Below are 14,695 nucleotides of genomic sequence, written 5' to 3' on the forward strand. Positions count from 1 at the left end.
GATGTCGATGACGGTCGCCAAGTAGAGCCAGCCTTCTTCGGTGGCGATGTAGGTGATGTCGCCGCACCAGCGAGTGCCGATGGCGGCGGGGTCGGTCTGGAAATTGCGAAGGACCAGGTCAGGGCGGGTGCTTGCATGTGGATCCGGGATCGTGGTGCGGTGTCGTCGCCTTCGGGTCCGGTCGGCGGGTCCGGCCTGCCGCATCAGACGTGCGATCCGACGGCGTCCGCAGCCGGCGCCCTCGCGCTTCAGGACACGATGCTGGTGAAGGCATCCTCGGCCCGGCCGGCTGCTGCTTCGCCTCGGCGAGATTGCCCAGGACGGCCCGGAAGCGGGCCTCAGGGGGCGGCGCGCACGAGCGCGTCTTCCTACTGTTCGAGGTGGGACATCTGACGGGCCATGCATTGCAGGATGTGGGCACCAAGCGCCTTGTCGTTGCCTTCGGTAGCGGCGCGCAGTGAGGTGATGAAGAATTCCCAGGAGGGTGCGCCGGGCGCGGTTGGTGACCGGGCCGATGGTGTGACTCATCCTTCTCGTCGGCTCGCGTGGGGTGCTGCGGCACACGAGGTTTCTCATTGCCTCGCTACCTCGAAGTGATCGGATTGAGGTATCTAATTGTGATTTGTCGTGATTTTCCGTCAGATGCCCTGTCATGCTTACGCATTGTCGTGTGAGGGGTGCGGGGCGCTTTGCTGTGAGAGAGGTGAACCCGCGGATGAGAGCTCGTACTCGTGCACAGGGCGATCTGCCGTGGTACCGGGTCAGCCGTCAGTGGCCCGTGGCCGTGTTCAACAGGACCCTGGCCGGTGGGACGACCCCGGTTGGTGCCGTCGGTGCGTACGATCCGGTTGGCTCAGCTGGACGGCGTGGAGCGCGCGGTATGGGGGTGGTACCGGTGGGGAGCGCGCTGCTGTCCGGTATGGCGCTGCTGGCGGCCACGGCTCCACCGGTGGCCGCCGCGCCGGTGGGGGGTGTGCCAGTGCGGGCGCAGAGGGCTGATCCGTCGCAGACCTTCACCTTCACCGGCGCTCCGCAGACCTTGACGGTTCCGGCGGGGGCGGTGGTGACGATCACCGCGGACGGCGCCGGCGGTGCCGACAACACCGGCACCCCCTGTTCCGTCACGGGAACCGGTGGGACGGGGGCGCGGGTCGTCACCACCCTCCCGCAAACCGCCGCACCGACGACCTTCACCGTCAACGTCGGCGGCACCGGCGGCAAAGGCTGCAACGGCACCGGGACGCCGGGTGCCGGCGGGTTCAACGGCGGCGCCCCAGGTGGGAGTTTTCCGGCCAGTGGTTTTCATTTTGAAGGTCCGGGTGGGGGCGGGGCCTCCAGCATCAGCACGGGCGGCTCCTTGTTGGTGGTCGCCGGGGGCGGCGGTGCCGCCGGCGGCACCGGAGCTACGGGAGGGAGCGGAGGCAACGGCGGGACAACGCCGGACGCCACCGGCGGTACCGCGGGAAGTGCCACCGGTCCTGGGGCTTCGCCGGGGCAGGGTGGCGGCGGTGGCATCACCAGCACCAGTACCGGTGGTGCCAGCGGGGCCGCCGGCACCGTTCCATTTTGTGCGGTCTCGAACGGCGGGCCGGGAAGCGGGTTTTCAGGTGCCACGGTCGGTACCGGAGGCACCGGGGGCAGCTTCGACGGCGGCTGCGCCGCCACTGCCATCGCTGGTGGTGGGGGCGGTGGGGGTGGGTACTTCGCCGGCGGGGGCGGCGACAGCGGCGCTGTCAACAGCCGCGGTACCTCGGCCGGTGGGGGCGGTGGTGGTGGGGGCAGCAGCTTCACCACCCCCACAGGTACCGGCACGAGCTATGCGCTTTCGATGATGGGGACGGCGAATCACAACGGCCAGGTGATCATCTCCTACAAGGTCCCGTCCTTGACCATCACCAAGACCCACACCAGGCACTTCACCCAGGGGCGGGATGGCACCTACACCATCACCGTGGGCAACGCCGCTGGGGCCGCCCCGACCAACGGCACCATGGTCACCGTGCACGACACCCTCCCCGCCGGGCTCAGCGCCGACAGCATCCGTGGCACGGGATGGAAGTGCACCCTGAACACCCTCACCTGCACCCGTAGCAACGTCCTCCCCGCCGGGATCAGCTACCCTCCCATCACTCTGAAGGTCGACGTCTCCTGCAGGGCCCACGCCCAAGTGAAGAACACCCAAGCACGACAAGCGCTGCAAGCACGACAAGCGCTGCAAGCACGACAAGCGCTGCAAGCGCCACGACCACCGGTAACCCAACCGACCTGTGCCAACGGCGGGGCGCGTCCATCAGGACAGCCCTGCCGTTGAGTACACGCTGCTGATCAGTGGCCGGAGCTTCGCGGGCGCCTGTGAGCTCTCAATCTTGTTGCCGTAGAGAGGCCCGCCCCTCTGGCCTGCGGGACTGCAGGTGATTGAGATACAGCTCAATGAGTTTCGCCGTTGCCGAAGACGCCTTGACCGACCTGCGGTACCGCAACCTAGATGAGAGTCTCGCAGGCGTGTTGAGAGTTCTCGTAGGTGCTTGGTGCCCGGTGGACCCCGAGACCGGATGGCTGAGGCCGACGGTCGACGCCCTCCACGGACATGGGCGCCCTGGCGGACGGCGAGGTGGCCGAGGGTCTTGGGCGACGTGGGTTTTGCCGACATCGGGCGTTATCGCTGGTTTTGTTGCGGGTGGTGCTCAACATGGCTGGCCATGACGTTCCTTCGATCGACGTGAGGTGGCCCGAGGAACTCGATTGCCGGAGCACCCGACTGCGTTGAGAATCGCATCGTGAGTGATCATTTGCAGGCGGACTTTTCCGTCAAGCCAACGCTCGTCGGGGAGAGGGTGCTCCTGCGCCCGTTCCTCCTGGATCAGGACGTTCCTGTGCTTCGCTCGTTGCTCCAGGATCCGGAGGTGAGCCGCCTGACCGGCAGCAGCCATGGACTGGCAGATCGTGAGCCTTGGGACGAGGCCGCTGAGGAACGGATGCGTGCGTGGTATGGCACCCGCCGTGAGCAAGCGGACCGGCTGGACCTGGCCGTCGTCGAGCGGGCGACCGGCGCCTGCGTGGGCGAGGCGGTGCTCAACGAGTGGGACAGCGGCAATCGCAGCTGCAACTTCCGGATCGCGCTGGCTGCGGCTGGCCAAGGCCGGGGGTTTGGGACCGAAGCGGCGCGGTTGATCGTGGGTTATGGCTTCGAGGGTCTGGGTCTGCACCGGATCTCGCTTGGGGTGTTCGCCTTCAACCCGCGTGCCCGACGCGCCTATGAGAAGGCGGGATTCGTCGTGGAGGGCGTCCGACGCGACGCGCTGCTGTATGACGGTGCATGGGTGGACGACATCGTGATGTCAATACTCGCTCCCGAATGGGAGCGTTACCGCGGCCATCCGAAGGCTGCACGGTGATGGCGCAGCATTCTGTTGGGCAGGGCATCAGCAGGGCCTGATGACTCGGGCCTGTGGGGGTGGGGTATCTCTGCCGCGGCGGGCGAGTTCGCGTCGGAGGTCGAGGTTCTCGCGGTGGGTCTGTTCGAGCGCTTCCCGCAGTGGCTGTACTTCGTCTCGGTGCTGCTTCTTGAGACGGGTGATCTGGCCCGTCGGTGCGAGGACGAGGGGGCTCTGCCCGTCGGCCGGTGGCGCTGGTGCGGGGATCGAACAGGCCTGGGCTCGCGGACGTTCGATTGCGTTCGCGCAGGTCGGGGTGGTTATAGAGGAAGGCGTGAGAGACGTCGGCTTCGCGCTGGACGGCCTGGAAGGTGATCGGCTCGCCGCCTTTGACCAGGGTACGGATCGCCTTCTCCGCCACCGTCTTCGCCTGGGACTTCGCCTTCGCGGCGGCCGCGATGCGCAAAACAGCCCGGCGTTTGGGCCGGAAGGCCACCACGATCGGGATGATCGGCGCCGGACACGGGCCCATGTCCGTCGTATCGGGCACCGCGAGGTGCCCGAGGAGCGCGGCGCCGCTATCAGCGATGCAACGATGCCATGAACGACCGGATGCGCGCCGCGCTGCACGAGATCTGGGGCGAGCCGGACCCGGCGCCCGTGCAACGCGGCTCGGTTGCCCTGATGATGCAGAAGTTCCGCGCCGTCGTTGCCCAGAACAGCCCCTGACCGCTGCTGGGAGTGCGCGGCGGCCGCGAAAGCGTGGTCCCCACCATTTTCAAGAGGTCGTATCAGGGCGGGCGAGTCCTGGTGAGGTTCGCCTACTTGTTCTGGAGCTTCCCCAGCGGGTCGGGGCCTTCCTCCAGTGCGGTGGCCGCCGCCTTCCAGCTGGTGTCCTCGGGATGGAGGGCGCTGCGCAGGAAGGCTGTGGTGAGGTGCTGGATCAGGGCGACGCGTGCGGGGCTCTCGTCGGTCGTCTCGGCGACCTCGTATCCGGGGATTCCTCCGAGCGAGTGCTCGGCTCCGAACAGTGTGAGCAGGCTTTTGCTTGCCGGGCTGTAGGTGTAGGGGTCGGTGAACCAGTCCGGTCCGCGGGTGGACAGGTGGGACCGGTCGTTGTCCCCGGCGACGATGAGGGCCGGTGTGGTCATGGTGTCGAAGGACGGCTTCATGAAGGGGAGGTTCTCGGCGGCGAACGGAGTCAGGTCGTCGCCCAGGCCGGTCAGGGCGAGCAGCACACCCGCCTTGACGCGGGGGTCGGACATGTCCTCTCCGGGTACGCCATCAGAGTCGAGGACGCGCGCACCCAGCAGCGTGCTGGCTGTCTGGGCTCCCCAGGAGTGGCCGGCCACGGCGATGCGGTCGCGTTTGAGGCGCCCGGCAAGGCCCGGCACGGACGCTTCCAGAATGTCGAGTCCGTCCAACACGCGCGTGAGGTCCTCGACACGGAAGCGCCATATCCTCGGCGTACGGGGGTCCTCAGCGGGGAGGCCGAAGGTCCTGGAGTCGAGGTGGGTGGGCTGCAGGACCACGAAGCCGTGGGCGGCCCAGAAGTCCGCCAGCGGGGCGTAGCCGTTCATCGACCAGCCGAAGCCGTGCGAGAAGACGATGACGGGCAGATCGCTGCCGGTCGCGGGGGCGGATACGCGGACCTGGAGGTTCTCGCCGCGGCCCGGGGCGGACAGGACGATCGGCTTCGCGGATACCACCATGGTGGGCGCACCCGCAGTCTTCTGTGTGTTCGTGTTCGTGGTGTTCGAGTCGGACATGCAAGTGCCTTCCGTTCGGTTCTTCGCAGTCTTGGCGCGGTGGGGCCGACGGCCGGGGGCGCCGCAAGCCGGGTTGGGCAAGCAGGGAGTGAGGAGCGTTTCTCATCCGCAGCCCATCAACACCAGGTACGGACGGTCGCGTGCACTTCGCCCCGGATGGAGTGTGATCGCGACAGCGGTCTGGTCGACCGTCCCCTGGTCTGCCATCATGGGTGAAACGGAACCTTGTTCCGATCACGATACGGAACGCCGTTCCGCTTTGCAAGGCCGGTTACGGAAGGAGTGCCGCGGTGAACGACAGCGGCCAGGGCCCGGGAAGCTCAGCCAAGTCCAAGCGCAAGGATGTCCGCCGCAACCAGCAGACCCTGCTGGACGCGGCTGCCGCGGTCTTCGTCAACTCGGGAGTGGACGCGCCGGTGCGGGATATCGCGGCCGAGGCCGGCGTCGGGGTGGGTACGGTCTACCGCCACTTCCCCACCCGGGCGGACCTTGTCATCGCCGTCTACCGCCACCAGGTCGACGCCTGCGCCGAAGCCGGCCCGGCCCTGCTGGCGTCCAGCCCGACGCCCCATGCCGCCCTGGGGCGATGGGCCGACCTCTTCGTCGACTTCCTGGTCACCAAACACGGCCTTGCCGCCGCGATGCAGAACGACAGCATCGGCTTCGAAACACTGCACGCCTACTTCCTCGATCGCCTCCTTCCGGTGTGCACCCAGCTCCTCGACGCTGCCGCCGCCTCCGGTGAGGTCCACTCCGACCTCGACGGGTACCAGCTCATGCGCGGCATCGGGAACCTCTGCATCGGCGCCGACAGCGACCCCCGCTACGACGCGCGCCAACTGGTCGCACTCCTCGTCGCAGGACTGCGCCAGCCGCGCTGACCGGGGCGGACGCGCGGTGGCGAGGTCCAGGAAACTCCGCAAGTTCCCATAGCCGGACCTGCCCATATCGAATCGGCCGAACTTCGGCGCCTGGTCCTGGCCGCCGTCGACCCGTACATCGACCGCACCGTGCTCGCCCAGCAGATCGCCCAGGAGGAACAGCAACGTCGCGCTCTGAACGAGTTCATCGGTCGCTGGGGCGCGGCGGGCGGAACGACCGAGGGGCTGTCCTGGCGCTGTACGGAGGGTCTGGGCGGCGTCGGCGAAGTGCAGCGACGGGTCGGCCGTCCGGTCGGCAGGCGCCGGCGTCATCTCGACCTGGCCATGGTTCCGGACATCCGGCCGTATTCGTCCCTATCGGCGTGCCAGGTAGCGCTGCTGTCCGGCCGGGGTCGCGCAAGGGTGGTGCTTACGAGTCGCGCGACGGCTTGCGCAACGAGGCGCCCAACAGGTTGCCGGCGTCCGGAGTGGGCGGCGGTGTTCGGGCAGGTCACCCCTCTTGGGTCAGCACCGCCCGGCGGAGAGACCACCCTCTGCAGGAGAGAGGCCTCGCCTCATTCGCCCCCTCCCGGGCAGAGGCGTGCTCGTGCCGCTGAGCCGCGTTGCGGTGATCGCCGGTTCAGGCGAGCGGGGCCGGCCTTCGCCGACGCCGAGCAGCTGCTTCCAGTCGACCTCGGCGCGCGTGGTGGGCAGAGCGTCGACTTCGGCGAAGCGGTAGAGCGCGACGCCGACGGCCCCTGCCCGAGACCTCGCGAAACGGACCTCGATCGACTGGGCGGGCTTGATCCACCTCGGCCGCACAGATGTCCTACCGCCTGGAAGAAGCCAGGCTGACACGGCTGACGGCCCAGCGGGTCCGCCGGCTCGCCGAGATCGACCCGGACCGGCCCCTCCCCTTGGACAAGGACCGAAGGCTGGACGGACCCATCTCTTCGACTGGCACGAGCTGGAGCCGTGCTTCCGAAATCGGAAGTCACGGCAGGGTCAGGGGACGGACGGAATGAGGCCGCCGCAGGAAGGCTTGAGAGAAGACCCGACCCGTGCTCGTCGGCTGGCTGAGGGCGCGCTATCGATGGAGCATAAGGGGTATATGGGTGTGCGACGTTTGTGGGATCACCTCCTGGAGACACCATCAGGCCGTGGCCTGGTGGCGGTGCCGTTCGTCCTGATCGTGACGATCACCGCGCTGGACATCTATACCGGGCGCGATGTCCAGCTGGGCCCACTGCTGGTCATCGCGCCCGCTCTGACCGCCTCCCTCGCCGGGCCACGGATCACTGCTCTCGCCGGGGTCCTGGCAGTGGCGGCCCAGGTGTTCATCGCTGTCTTCCTCGGCGAACTGACCACGACCAACCGCGTGGCGCAGATCATCGCGCTGACCGTGCTCTCCGCCCTGGTGTTTCTCACGCGGTTTGTGCGGGAGCGGCGCGACCGGGCGCTGAGCCGGGCACGCTCTGTGGCGGAGACGGCTCAGCGTGTTCTGCTTCGGCCTCCACCACGGCGGATCGGGCCGTTGCAGGTGGCATGGCTGTACATGTCCGCGGAGGACGAGGCCGAGATCGGGGGTGATCTGTTTGCGTTCGCCCGCGCCGCGCATGCCGCGACCCGGGTGGTCATCGGCGATGTCCGGGGCCACGGGCTGGCCGCCATCGGTGAGGCCTCGCTGGTGCTGGGGGCATTCCGTGAGGGCGCTCACCGGCATGCCACCCTCCCCGGGCTGGTAACAGCGCTCGAAGACAGCGTCTCCCGGAACCTGGAGGACGTGACGGACACCGAGCACGACGTCGGCGAGCACTTCATCACCTGCCTCGTTCTGGAGATCTCCGACGTCCTGTCGGCCGCCGAGATGATCAACTGTGGACATTGCCCGCCTCTGCTGGTGCGCGATCAGCGGGTCACGGTCCTGCACGCCCGACAGCCTCTGCCTCCGCTGGGCGTGTGCGAACGACCGATCGAGGACGACCGCATCGACCCGTTCACCTTCGAAGGCGGTGACATGCTTGTCCTCTACACCGACGGTGTCATCGAAGCCCGCTCGCCGTCCCGAGCGTTCTACCCGCTTGCCGAACGAGTCGCCTCCTTCCCCACCAGCAGCCCCGATACTCTGCTGCACCACATCCACCGCGATCTGCTCGCCCACATCGGCGGTCACCCCGCCGACGACGCCGCCCTCCTGGTCATCGAACGTACCCCGTCCCACCGGCCGCACCTCACATCCCATCCCATTGGTCACCACCGGCGCCACCTCGGTGGATCGCCCCCGCCCCCAGGCCACTGAACCCAAGGACCGGGCGACTTCCGGCGGGTGGTGTCAGGTCCAGCACGCCTGCAACGCCACCTACGACGCGCTCGCCACGCCCCGCCCCTGCGACACCACCGCCTGCTGCTCTTGTCCGTGCGGCTGTGGTGGCACGCCCACTGGGAGACCGTCCCCTCGGTGCCGGTGGCGCGCTCCGAGCTGAGGCAGCTGGCCCGTTCCCGGGGAGCCGTCCGGGCCCCGTGACAGGCCGCCGGGGGTCCTCGGTGGACCAGGAGTACCGACGTTGCCGCCGCGCGCCGTAGTCAGGCGGGGGACGTCGGAGGCATCGACAGATATCTGAGCCCACCGCCGAGCAGAACTCAACAGCTCATCGCGGATCTCATCGTGGTTCATCAGGGAACCGTAATGCGAAGGAACAGAGGATGACAGCACGAAGTCCTGGGCCATGACTCCCAGGGCTCCTCTGCTCATGAGGCTGGTCGGACGATGGGACCTGCTCGGTCGTGCACTCTTCGATCCGACGAGCGAGACGCTCAGAGCAGCCAGATGTTCCGGAGCGTCTTGCCGAGACCAGCCCATCGCCTCCTCGTGGGCTGCGACATTGCGAATGGCGAGGAAGGCGTCGGCAGCGAAGTATCTCGTTCCTTCCTGGCGGGCTCGTCACGTCGCCGTGGTGCGGTCGCCCGGGAATCTCAGCCGTGGTTTCCCCGGCTGAGATTTCTGGAGGTCGAAGGTTTGCATACAGAGATCGGTCTCGCCGATGTCGTGGCGTTCGAGCTTCTGCCGGCGGTTGAGGGTGCGGGCCGCGGCGAGGACCGCGTCCTGGCGTGCCTCGGCAGCCCGGAGTGGAGCGTCTGGCTCCCACACCCGCGGACGGAGGGATTCGGCGGCGATGGCTGGTGAAGTAGGCCGGAGAAAGGCGGCTATCTCCTCAGCGGAGGAGGCCATCCCGAGCGCCTCAGCGGCGGCGGCACGTACCCGGTACCAGTACGTGGGTTCGTCGTCCGCGTCATCGCGTTCGATATTGCCCAGGCCGGGGGAGTAGGCGTTGGCGATCTGCCGGGCCACGGCTTCCTGTACGACAAGTTCCTGGGGCCAGTCCGGCCACTCTGCTCCGATGTCGAGGCGGACACAGAACGGCTCCGCGATGCTCTCCGCACCGACTGGCCGCACCGGCCACCGCTGGTCGAGAACGCCCTCGGCAAACAGTGCTTGCCCTGCTCCTCCCGTTGGACGCCGCCTGCACCGCCGCCGACACCCACCCCAAGCCGTCGAGGAGGCCTTCTCTCAACATGAGGACGCCGAGGTCATTCTCAGCTTCCCAGGACTCGGCCCCCAGCTTGGCGCCCGAGTCCTGGCCGAGATCGGCGACGACCGGCAACGGTTCGCCGACGCCCGCGGGCTGAAGGCCTACGCAGGCTCCTCGCCGATCACCAGGGCCTCTGGGAAGAAGTCGGCCATCACCCGCCGATGGGTCAAGAACGACCGCCTCAACCACGCCGGATACCTCCGGGCGTTCGCCGTCCTGTCCTCCTCGCCCGGCGCCAAAGCGCACTACCGCAGGCGCCGAGACGGTCACGGAGACTGGCATGCCTCTGCTCTGCGCAACCTCTTCAACCGCATGATCGGCCAGCTTCACCACTGTCTCCAGCACCACAAGCTGTTCGACGAGCGAGAGGCCTTCTCCACCGGGCCGGTACTTGTGGAGAAGGCAGCCTGACCTGGCAGAAGGACTTGTCCCGGTCGGGCAAGAACGCCGATGATTCCGGGATGAGGCCAGAAGTCCAGACCTTCGTCGCCGACGGCCCGCTGCCCGACTGGGACGCCGAGGAGGAAGAGATCGAACGGCGCGTCACACGGCCCGAAGACACCCAGCAGCACGGCTACGTCCATGCGGCGCCACCAGCGCCATCGCGGACAGCGCCGGCGGCTACGCGGCCCTGACGCTGTCCACAGGACAGCCAGGTACTCACCGTGGAGTACGAGATCAACCTTCTCGCTCCCGCCGTCGGCGACCACCTCGAAGCAGTGAGAACGGTCCTGAAGCCCGGGCGCACCCTGACCGCGTGCCAACTGGAAGTCTTCGGCGTCCAGGACGGCGGCCAGCGCAAGCGCGTCGCCAACGGGCAGCAGACACTGATCCGCGTGAACACTCCCGCAAAGTAAGGCAGTACAGAACGGCCTGGCGGGAGCGCCCGAGCGATACGGCCGGTGGGTCACACTGCACACCCGCTTCCGCCGAGGGGCCTTACCTGCACTCCCTGATCTGTGAGTTCAGAGAAGTGACCAGGCCGAACGAGATCGCGCCGGACCAAATCGTCGACGGCATGTGGGCCTCCCGCGGGCTGGGGCTTCGTGTATTCCGATCGTCATGCCGGGGCGGAGCCGGCGGATCTTCGCGGGCCCGGCGAGAAGGCCGGGCGTGCCGCGTGTCAGATGTGGCCACCGCACCACCCGGAGGCTTCAACTCATTCCGGGAGTCCTGCGGTGGCCATCGGCGACGCCGAAGGGAAGCTCAGAGGCTGTCCAGTCGGTTACAGTCCGACCGGGTCGAGGTAGGTGGCCGGGCGGGTGGCGCCGTCCTGCTTGAGGATCTGGCCGCCAAACGGCCACTTCAGGGTGAAGTACTCCGTCTCGTTCGGCGGGGTGACCAGGAACTTCGCCGGAACGAACTTCTTCTTCTGCGGCGTGGACTTGGCCACCGGGAGCAGGTTGATGCTGAAGTCCACCGTGTCCCCCTGCTTCAGGATCATCTTTTCGGGCTTCTTGGAGGAGCGCGCCAGCGACCAGGTGCCGTCGGTCTTCTGGGCGCCGATCATGTCGACACCGGCGAAGCCGGACAGGGTGCAGGTGCGCTTGCTCTGGTTGGTGAACCAGATGTACGCCTGGGTCTGCTTCTGGGTCCGCCCCATCTCCGGCTTCGCGTCATCCCCCATGGCGAAGCCGGCCTTCAGGTCGACGGTGTGGCAGCGGGTCGGCTCGGCCTTGGCGGGGGCGGCCGAGGCCGGGATGGCGGTAGCGGCAGTGCCGGCGACGACGACGGCCGCAAGGGCCATGGCGGTCAGCTTGCTCTTCATGAAGTTTCCGGTTCCCCTCGAATACGAATCGGCGCGCGAAGTCAGTGCGCGCCTACGCACCTGAAGATGTGCAATGCCCGGGGGAGGTTCGGTGTGCCGGAGAACCTTTTTCCGGCAGCAAGGCTCCCAACTGTAGCCGTGTACAAGGACTCATGCGGTGTGGCGCCGCCGCCGAGTGCCGTGACCACGCGTTCTCGTTCTCGTTCTCGGCGCGCGTGGGCGCGGGTGCCAGTGACGCCCATGACGGCCGAGGTGTACACGCGGTGCACGCGGCAGGCCCGCGACCGGGGGCCGTCGCGTGTCTCCCCGGAGTCCACAGTTTCGTCAGGACGAACGGGTATCCCAGGGCGCACCCGCGGATGTGGGTAAGCCAGGTCGTCCCGAAGGTGAAGGGAGAGGCGGTGTTATCGGAACGGGAGCGGCCGAGCACCCCACAATCCGAGAGCGCCGGGGTCGACGGCGGCTACCGTCAGCCCCTCGTTGAGCAAGCCGTCGCCACGCTCAAAGCCTGGCGACTCCTTCGCAAGCTCCGATGCTCGCCCGCCGCCCTGCGTCACGAGCCTCGTCCAAGCCGCCCTCCCTCTGCGGCTGAACGGCTCAGGCTGAGGATGGAAAAGCTCGGTATCGCATTACAACTTGCCAGGATCGTCATCAGCAACGACTCCGGCCCCATCAAAGTGGATTACTGAACCGTCCGAGCCGGTTCGTAGAAGTAGTCTTTCTTCAGGGAAGGTCACGAGAATTGACAGCATGTGAGGCGCCGACTTTAGGGTAACGGAAACATCTGGTCGGCCCCGGTCGACCACCTCGATGTGGTCGGTCCACGGAGCTGTGAGAACTTCCAGGAAGCGGATGCTTTCGTATCCGTCATCGATACTGAACCGGCCGGTGTAGATGAGCGATTCCGCATCCGAGATGCTTTTCATGGTCTCGCCGTGCAGCTCGCCCTGGACGTCCCTGGCGACTTGCGGGTCAATTCCGGCGAGACCACCACTGAGGTGATCGGGCTCCTGCCAAGTTCCGTCAGAATTCCGTAGCGCATAGTAGATTTTCTCGACCACCAATCCGTCACGTTGGTGATGAACGACCAGGACGAATCCAATGTCTCCATGAAGAGAGACATCTGTCATGAGAAGGCGTTCGGAGGGGCAGTAAAATCCGTCGCACCCTGATTCAGCTGTCCGGGAAGAGCGGGAAAGGGCAGCGTAAGTCAACTGTTTCATATTCACAAGGATTTTCACTCTCTTCGATAGGGAAGGTGCATTAGGCGCGTGGTGAAACGCCCCGGCGGGGCGTGTCACCACATTCGACCACGCTCGTCAGGACACTCCGACGCCAAGCGAAAGGATCATTTAGCGATACAGGTGTCCGTCATCGATGCCACAAAACTGTCCCCCCCGATGACTATCGCTTGTCCGCCGGTCCAGATCTCGGTACCGGGTTCGACCTGGATGTTGTAGTGGGACTTCAGGACCGCTGTGATCTCCCGCAGTCCCAGCCCCCAGTTCCCGCATCAGCAGGATCTGCTGCAGTCGCGCAGACCGGCCTCCTCGTAGTGGCGGTGCCCGTTGCCGCCCAGGAAGGCGGGAGCGAGCAACCGTCGCTATTCGGGAACGTCTTGTGCAGGGCCTCGCGCCACAGGTGGAGTCGTGGTCGACGTTCTTGCGGTAGGGGCCGTTCGTTCCGCAGCTCACGCTCAATCGAGCTCAGGCACAGCCTGGATCCGTGCTGTCCAACGACCGCGCACCCCCGGTGTCACGCGGTGGCCGGCGCTCCGGCGCTTCGGCGCTTCGGCGCTTCGGCGCTTCGGCGCTTCGGCGCTTCGGCGCTTCGGCGCTTCGGCGCTTCGGCGCTTCGAGGTATTCGGTGACGCGGCGGGCCATCTTGCCTATCGGTGGATGCCTCTTCTGTTGGCGGTGTCGGAGCACTCAGGTCAGCCAGCTACTGCTCCCAGGAAGTGATTTGGCGGCTGTTGGTGGGATCAAGCCATGGTTGGCGGGGTATGTCGTCAATTCGTAACAGTGCTGGGCGAGGGGCAACGTGCGGGGTGGCCGGCTCATCTGGATGGTCAGCGGGGCGCACCGGGCGCCCTTCGTGGAGGGGTGGGTTTCACCAGGTGGGGGATCCGTGGGAGGGGAGTCCATGTCCAGGACGAAGCAGACCGGTGTGGAGGCGCGGTGCGGGCGTGTGGTTGTGATCGGTGCGCTGGGTCTGGCCTCAGTGGCTCTGGCCGCCGGGCCGGCGTTCGCCAAGGGCAGTGTGGACATCACGGCGCCGCGCACTGCGCATGTCGGCAAGACCATCACGGTCAAGGCGCACGGCGGCGATGACAGCGCCGGCTACCTGCATCAGCTGTGCCTGGAGGAGAAGGGCTTCGGCGAAGGGTGGCATCAGGAGAATTGCAGCGCCGCGGTCGGGGGCGAGGCACGGGTCACTGCACGCGGCACGTCCGCGCGCCGGGGCGACCTGGGGTTCCGTGCGGTGCTGTACGGGCTGACCGGCCCGCACGACCAGAATCCGGTGCGCTTGCACGCCTCTGATGTGGTGACGGTGCATGTCCGCTGAGCCGGCGGCGCGGCCGTGGACGGCCGGTACGACCACTGTCCATGGCCGTGTACCGAATCGCTTGTCGGGAGAACGTCCCGGCTTCGTGCAGGGTGGTCACGAGGATGCGGCCGACTGCCTCCAGGGTGAAGGAGTCGTCGTAGGGCTCCGGGTCGAGGCCGCACAGCGAGGTGACCGGGATGACGATGCGTTCGGCGACGTCCGCGAGCAGCGTGGGCATCCGCGGCTCGGTGGTGGCGAGTTCGGCGGCCCTCGGTGTCGTCGGCCTGGACGGCCCGGAGGTGGTTGAAGGTGCTGATGACCGTGTTCGGGGTCATCGGGGCGAGCGGCGCGGCGGGGTTCTGGAACATGGACGGCTCCTCACGTACGGACCGCCTCGCTGATCGTGGCGGTTTCGGAAGCGAGTCTCGGAGCGGGGGCCTGTGGGCGGAGACCGGCGCCGGACGGGGGAGAAATCTCCTCCCCGTACGCGCCTCACGATGTGATTGGAAAGACCCGGAGATCGGCGTCACGAGGCGGCACGCAAAACACCGGTAGAAGATGAACGGCGGGACAGGCCCGCCCCCCAGGAGCATCCTGTGGCGAGCACCACCGGCGAGCCTGAGCAGCCCCCCGTCCGTGCCCCGCTGCTAACCTCGATGTTGGGTTTGGGGTGGTTTGGGTGTGGTGGGGTCATGCGGCGAGTTCGAGGTTCTTGGGGGTGCGGGGTTCGTAGAAGGTGCCGTCTCGGAGCATGGCGAACAGGACGCTGATGCGCTGGCGGGCGAGG

General features: G+C 67.2%; 12 protein-coding genes and 3 pseudogenes. 9 read left to right on the forward strand and 6 right to left on the reverse strand.

All coding sequences use genetic code 11. From position 1 onward, the window contains the following. A pseudogene (locus ACIOHC_RS43250) lies at window positions 1-204 on the reverse strand (IS3 family transposase); the annotation flags it as partial. Window positions 205-880: 676 nt separating this feature from the next. Between ACIOHC_RS43250 and ACIOHC_RS43255 the strand changes: the two are divergent. The 4 genes from ACIOHC_RS43255 (at window position 881) to ACIOHC_RS43270 (ending at window position 4,103) form a co-directional block, all read left to right on the forward strand. Next, window positions 881-2,311: a hypothetical protein gene (locus tag ACIOHC_RS43255; RefSeq protein WP_401846932.1), complete on the forward strand. Its 1,431-nt coding sequence runs from the start codon at window positions 881-883 to the stop codon at window positions 2,309-2,311. A 466-nt stretch (window positions 2,312-2,777) separates the two neighbouring features. Then, on the forward strand, window positions 2,778-3,395 hold the full coding sequence (locus tag ACIOHC_RS43260; RefSeq protein WP_351086719.1) for a GNAT family protein: 618 nt from the start codon (window positions 2,778-2,780) through the stop codon (window positions 3,393-3,395). 313 nt (window positions 3,396-3,708) lie between these two features. Then, a complete protein-coding gene (locus ACIOHC_RS43265; protein ID WP_351086717.1) occupies window positions 3,709-3,978 on the forward strand; it encodes a hypothetical protein in 270 nt (89 codons plus the stop codon). After that, a complete protein-coding gene (locus tag ACIOHC_RS43270; protein ID WP_351086715.1) occupies window positions 3,975-4,103 on the forward strand; it encodes a hypothetical protein in 129 nt (42 codons plus the stop codon). Before ACIOHC_RS43265 ends, ACIOHC_RS43270 begins: the two co-directional genes overlap by 4 nt. Window positions 4,104-4,195: 92 nt before the next feature. On the opposite strand, the gene ACIOHC_RS43275 is transcribed toward ACIOHC_RS43270, so the two are convergent. After that, window positions 4,196-5,143, reverse strand: coding sequence for an alpha/beta fold hydrolase (locus tag ACIOHC_RS43275; RefSeq protein ID WP_351086713.1), 948 nt, complete (start codon window positions 5,141-5,143; stop codon window positions 4,196-4,198). 290 nt (window positions 5,144-5,433) lie between these two features. Here ACIOHC_RS43275 and ACIOHC_RS43280 point away from each other — a divergent pair, with 290 nt between their 5' ends. Both ACIOHC_RS43280 and ACIOHC_RS43285 read left to right on the forward strand, forming a co-directional pair. Further along, the gene (locus tag ACIOHC_RS43280) at window positions 5,434-6,024 is read left to right on the forward strand and encodes a TetR/AcrR family transcriptional regulator (RefSeq protein ID WP_351086711.1); all 591 of its coding nucleotides are present in this window, start codon (window positions 5,434-5,436) and stop codon (window positions 6,022-6,024) included. Between the two features lie 1,090 nt (window positions 6,025-7,114). Further along, on the forward strand, window positions 7,115-8,302 hold the full coding sequence (locus tag ACIOHC_RS43285; RefSeq protein WP_351086709.1) for a PP2C family protein-serine/threonine phosphatase: 1,188 nt from the start codon (window positions 7,115-7,117) through the stop codon (window positions 8,300-8,302). A 60-nt stretch (window positions 8,303-8,362) separates the two neighbouring features. On the opposite strand, the gene ACIOHC_RS43290 is transcribed toward ACIOHC_RS43285, so the two are convergent. Beyond that, window positions 8,363-8,893 (reverse strand): hypothetical protein, encoded by a 531-nt coding sequence (locus ACIOHC_RS43290; protein ID WP_351086723.1) that lies wholly within the window; start codon window positions 8,891-8,893, stop codon window positions 8,363-8,365. A gap of 51 nt (window positions 8,894-8,944) precedes the next feature. Further along, the gene (locus tag ACIOHC_RS43295) at window positions 8,945-9,457 is read right to left on the reverse strand and encodes a hypothetical protein (RefSeq protein WP_401846936.1); all 513 of its coding nucleotides are present in this window, start codon (window positions 9,455-9,457) and stop codon (window positions 8,945-8,947) included. Between ACIOHC_RS43295 and ACIOHC_RS43300 the strand changes: the two are divergent. Then, window positions 9,413-10,004, forward strand: a pseudogene (locus ACIOHC_RS43300) (transposase); the annotation flags it as partial. The gene ACIOHC_RS43295 and the pseudogene ACIOHC_RS43300 overlap by 45 nt on opposite strands. 50 nt (window positions 10,005-10,054) lie before the next feature. After that, window positions 10,055-10,450 (forward strand): annotated as a pseudogene (locus ACIOHC_RS43305) (PaaI family thioesterase). A 368-nt stretch (window positions 10,451-10,818) separates the two neighbouring features. On the opposite strand, the gene ACIOHC_RS43310 reads toward ACIOHC_RS43305, so the two are convergent. Together ACIOHC_RS43310 and ACIOHC_RS43315 are read right to left on the reverse strand one after the other, a co-directional pair. Continuing rightward, a complete protein-coding gene (locus ACIOHC_RS43310) occupies window positions 10,819-11,361 on the reverse strand; it encodes a DUF4232 domain-containing protein (RefSeq protein ID WP_351086703.1) in 543 nt (180 codons plus the stop codon). 629 nt (window positions 11,362-11,990) lie between these two features. After that, on the reverse strand, window positions 11,991-12,584 hold the full coding sequence (locus ACIOHC_RS43315; protein ID WP_401846938.1) for a hypothetical protein: 594 nt from the start codon (window positions 12,582-12,584) through the stop codon (window positions 11,991-11,993). 919 nt (window positions 12,585-13,503) lie between these two features. On the opposite strand from ACIOHC_RS43315, the gene ACIOHC_RS43320 reads away from it, so the two are divergent. Continuing rightward, window positions 13,504-13,926, forward strand: coding sequence for a hypothetical protein (locus tag ACIOHC_RS43320; RefSeq protein WP_351083905.1), 423 nt, complete (start codon window positions 13,504-13,506; stop codon window positions 13,924-13,926). The last annotated feature ends 769 nt before the right edge of the window (window positions 13,927-14,695 follow it).

The organism is Streptomyces sp. NPDC088252, assembly GCF_044740965.1.
GTDB lineage: Bacteria > Actinomycetota > Actinomycetes > Streptomycetales > Streptomycetaceae > Streptomyces.

Excerpts from the sequence above, each read along its gene's own strand:
- ACIOHC_RS43285 (WP_351086709.1), top strand. The coding sequence starts at position 7,115 with ATGGGTGTGCGACGTTTGTGGGATCACCTCCTGGAGACACCATCAGGC.
- ACIOHC_RS43320 (WP_351083905.1), top strand. The coding sequence starts at position 13,504 with ATGTCCAGGACGAAGCAGACCGGTGTGGAGGCGCGGTGCGGGCGTGTG.
- ACIOHC_RS43255 (WP_401846932.1), top strand. The coding sequence starts at position 881 with ATGGGGGTGGTACCGGTGGGGAGCGCGCTGCTGTCCGGTATGGCGCTG.
- ACIOHC_RS43270 (WP_351086715.1), top strand. The coding sequence starts at position 3,975 with ATGAACGACCGGATGCGCGCCGCGCTGCACGAGATCTGGGGCGAGCCG.
- ACIOHC_RS43315 (WP_401846938.1), bottom strand. The coding sequence starts at position 12,584 with ATGAAACAGTTGACTTACGCTGCCCTTTCCCGCTCTTCCCGGACAGCT.
- ACIOHC_RS43275 (WP_351086713.1), bottom strand. The coding sequence starts at position 5,143 with ATGTCCGACTCGAACACCACGAACACGAACACACAGAAGACTGCGGGT.
- ACIOHC_RS43310 (WP_351086703.1), bottom strand. The coding sequence starts at position 11,361 with ATGAAGAGCAAGCTGACCGCCATGGCCCTTGCGGCCGTCGTCGTCGCC.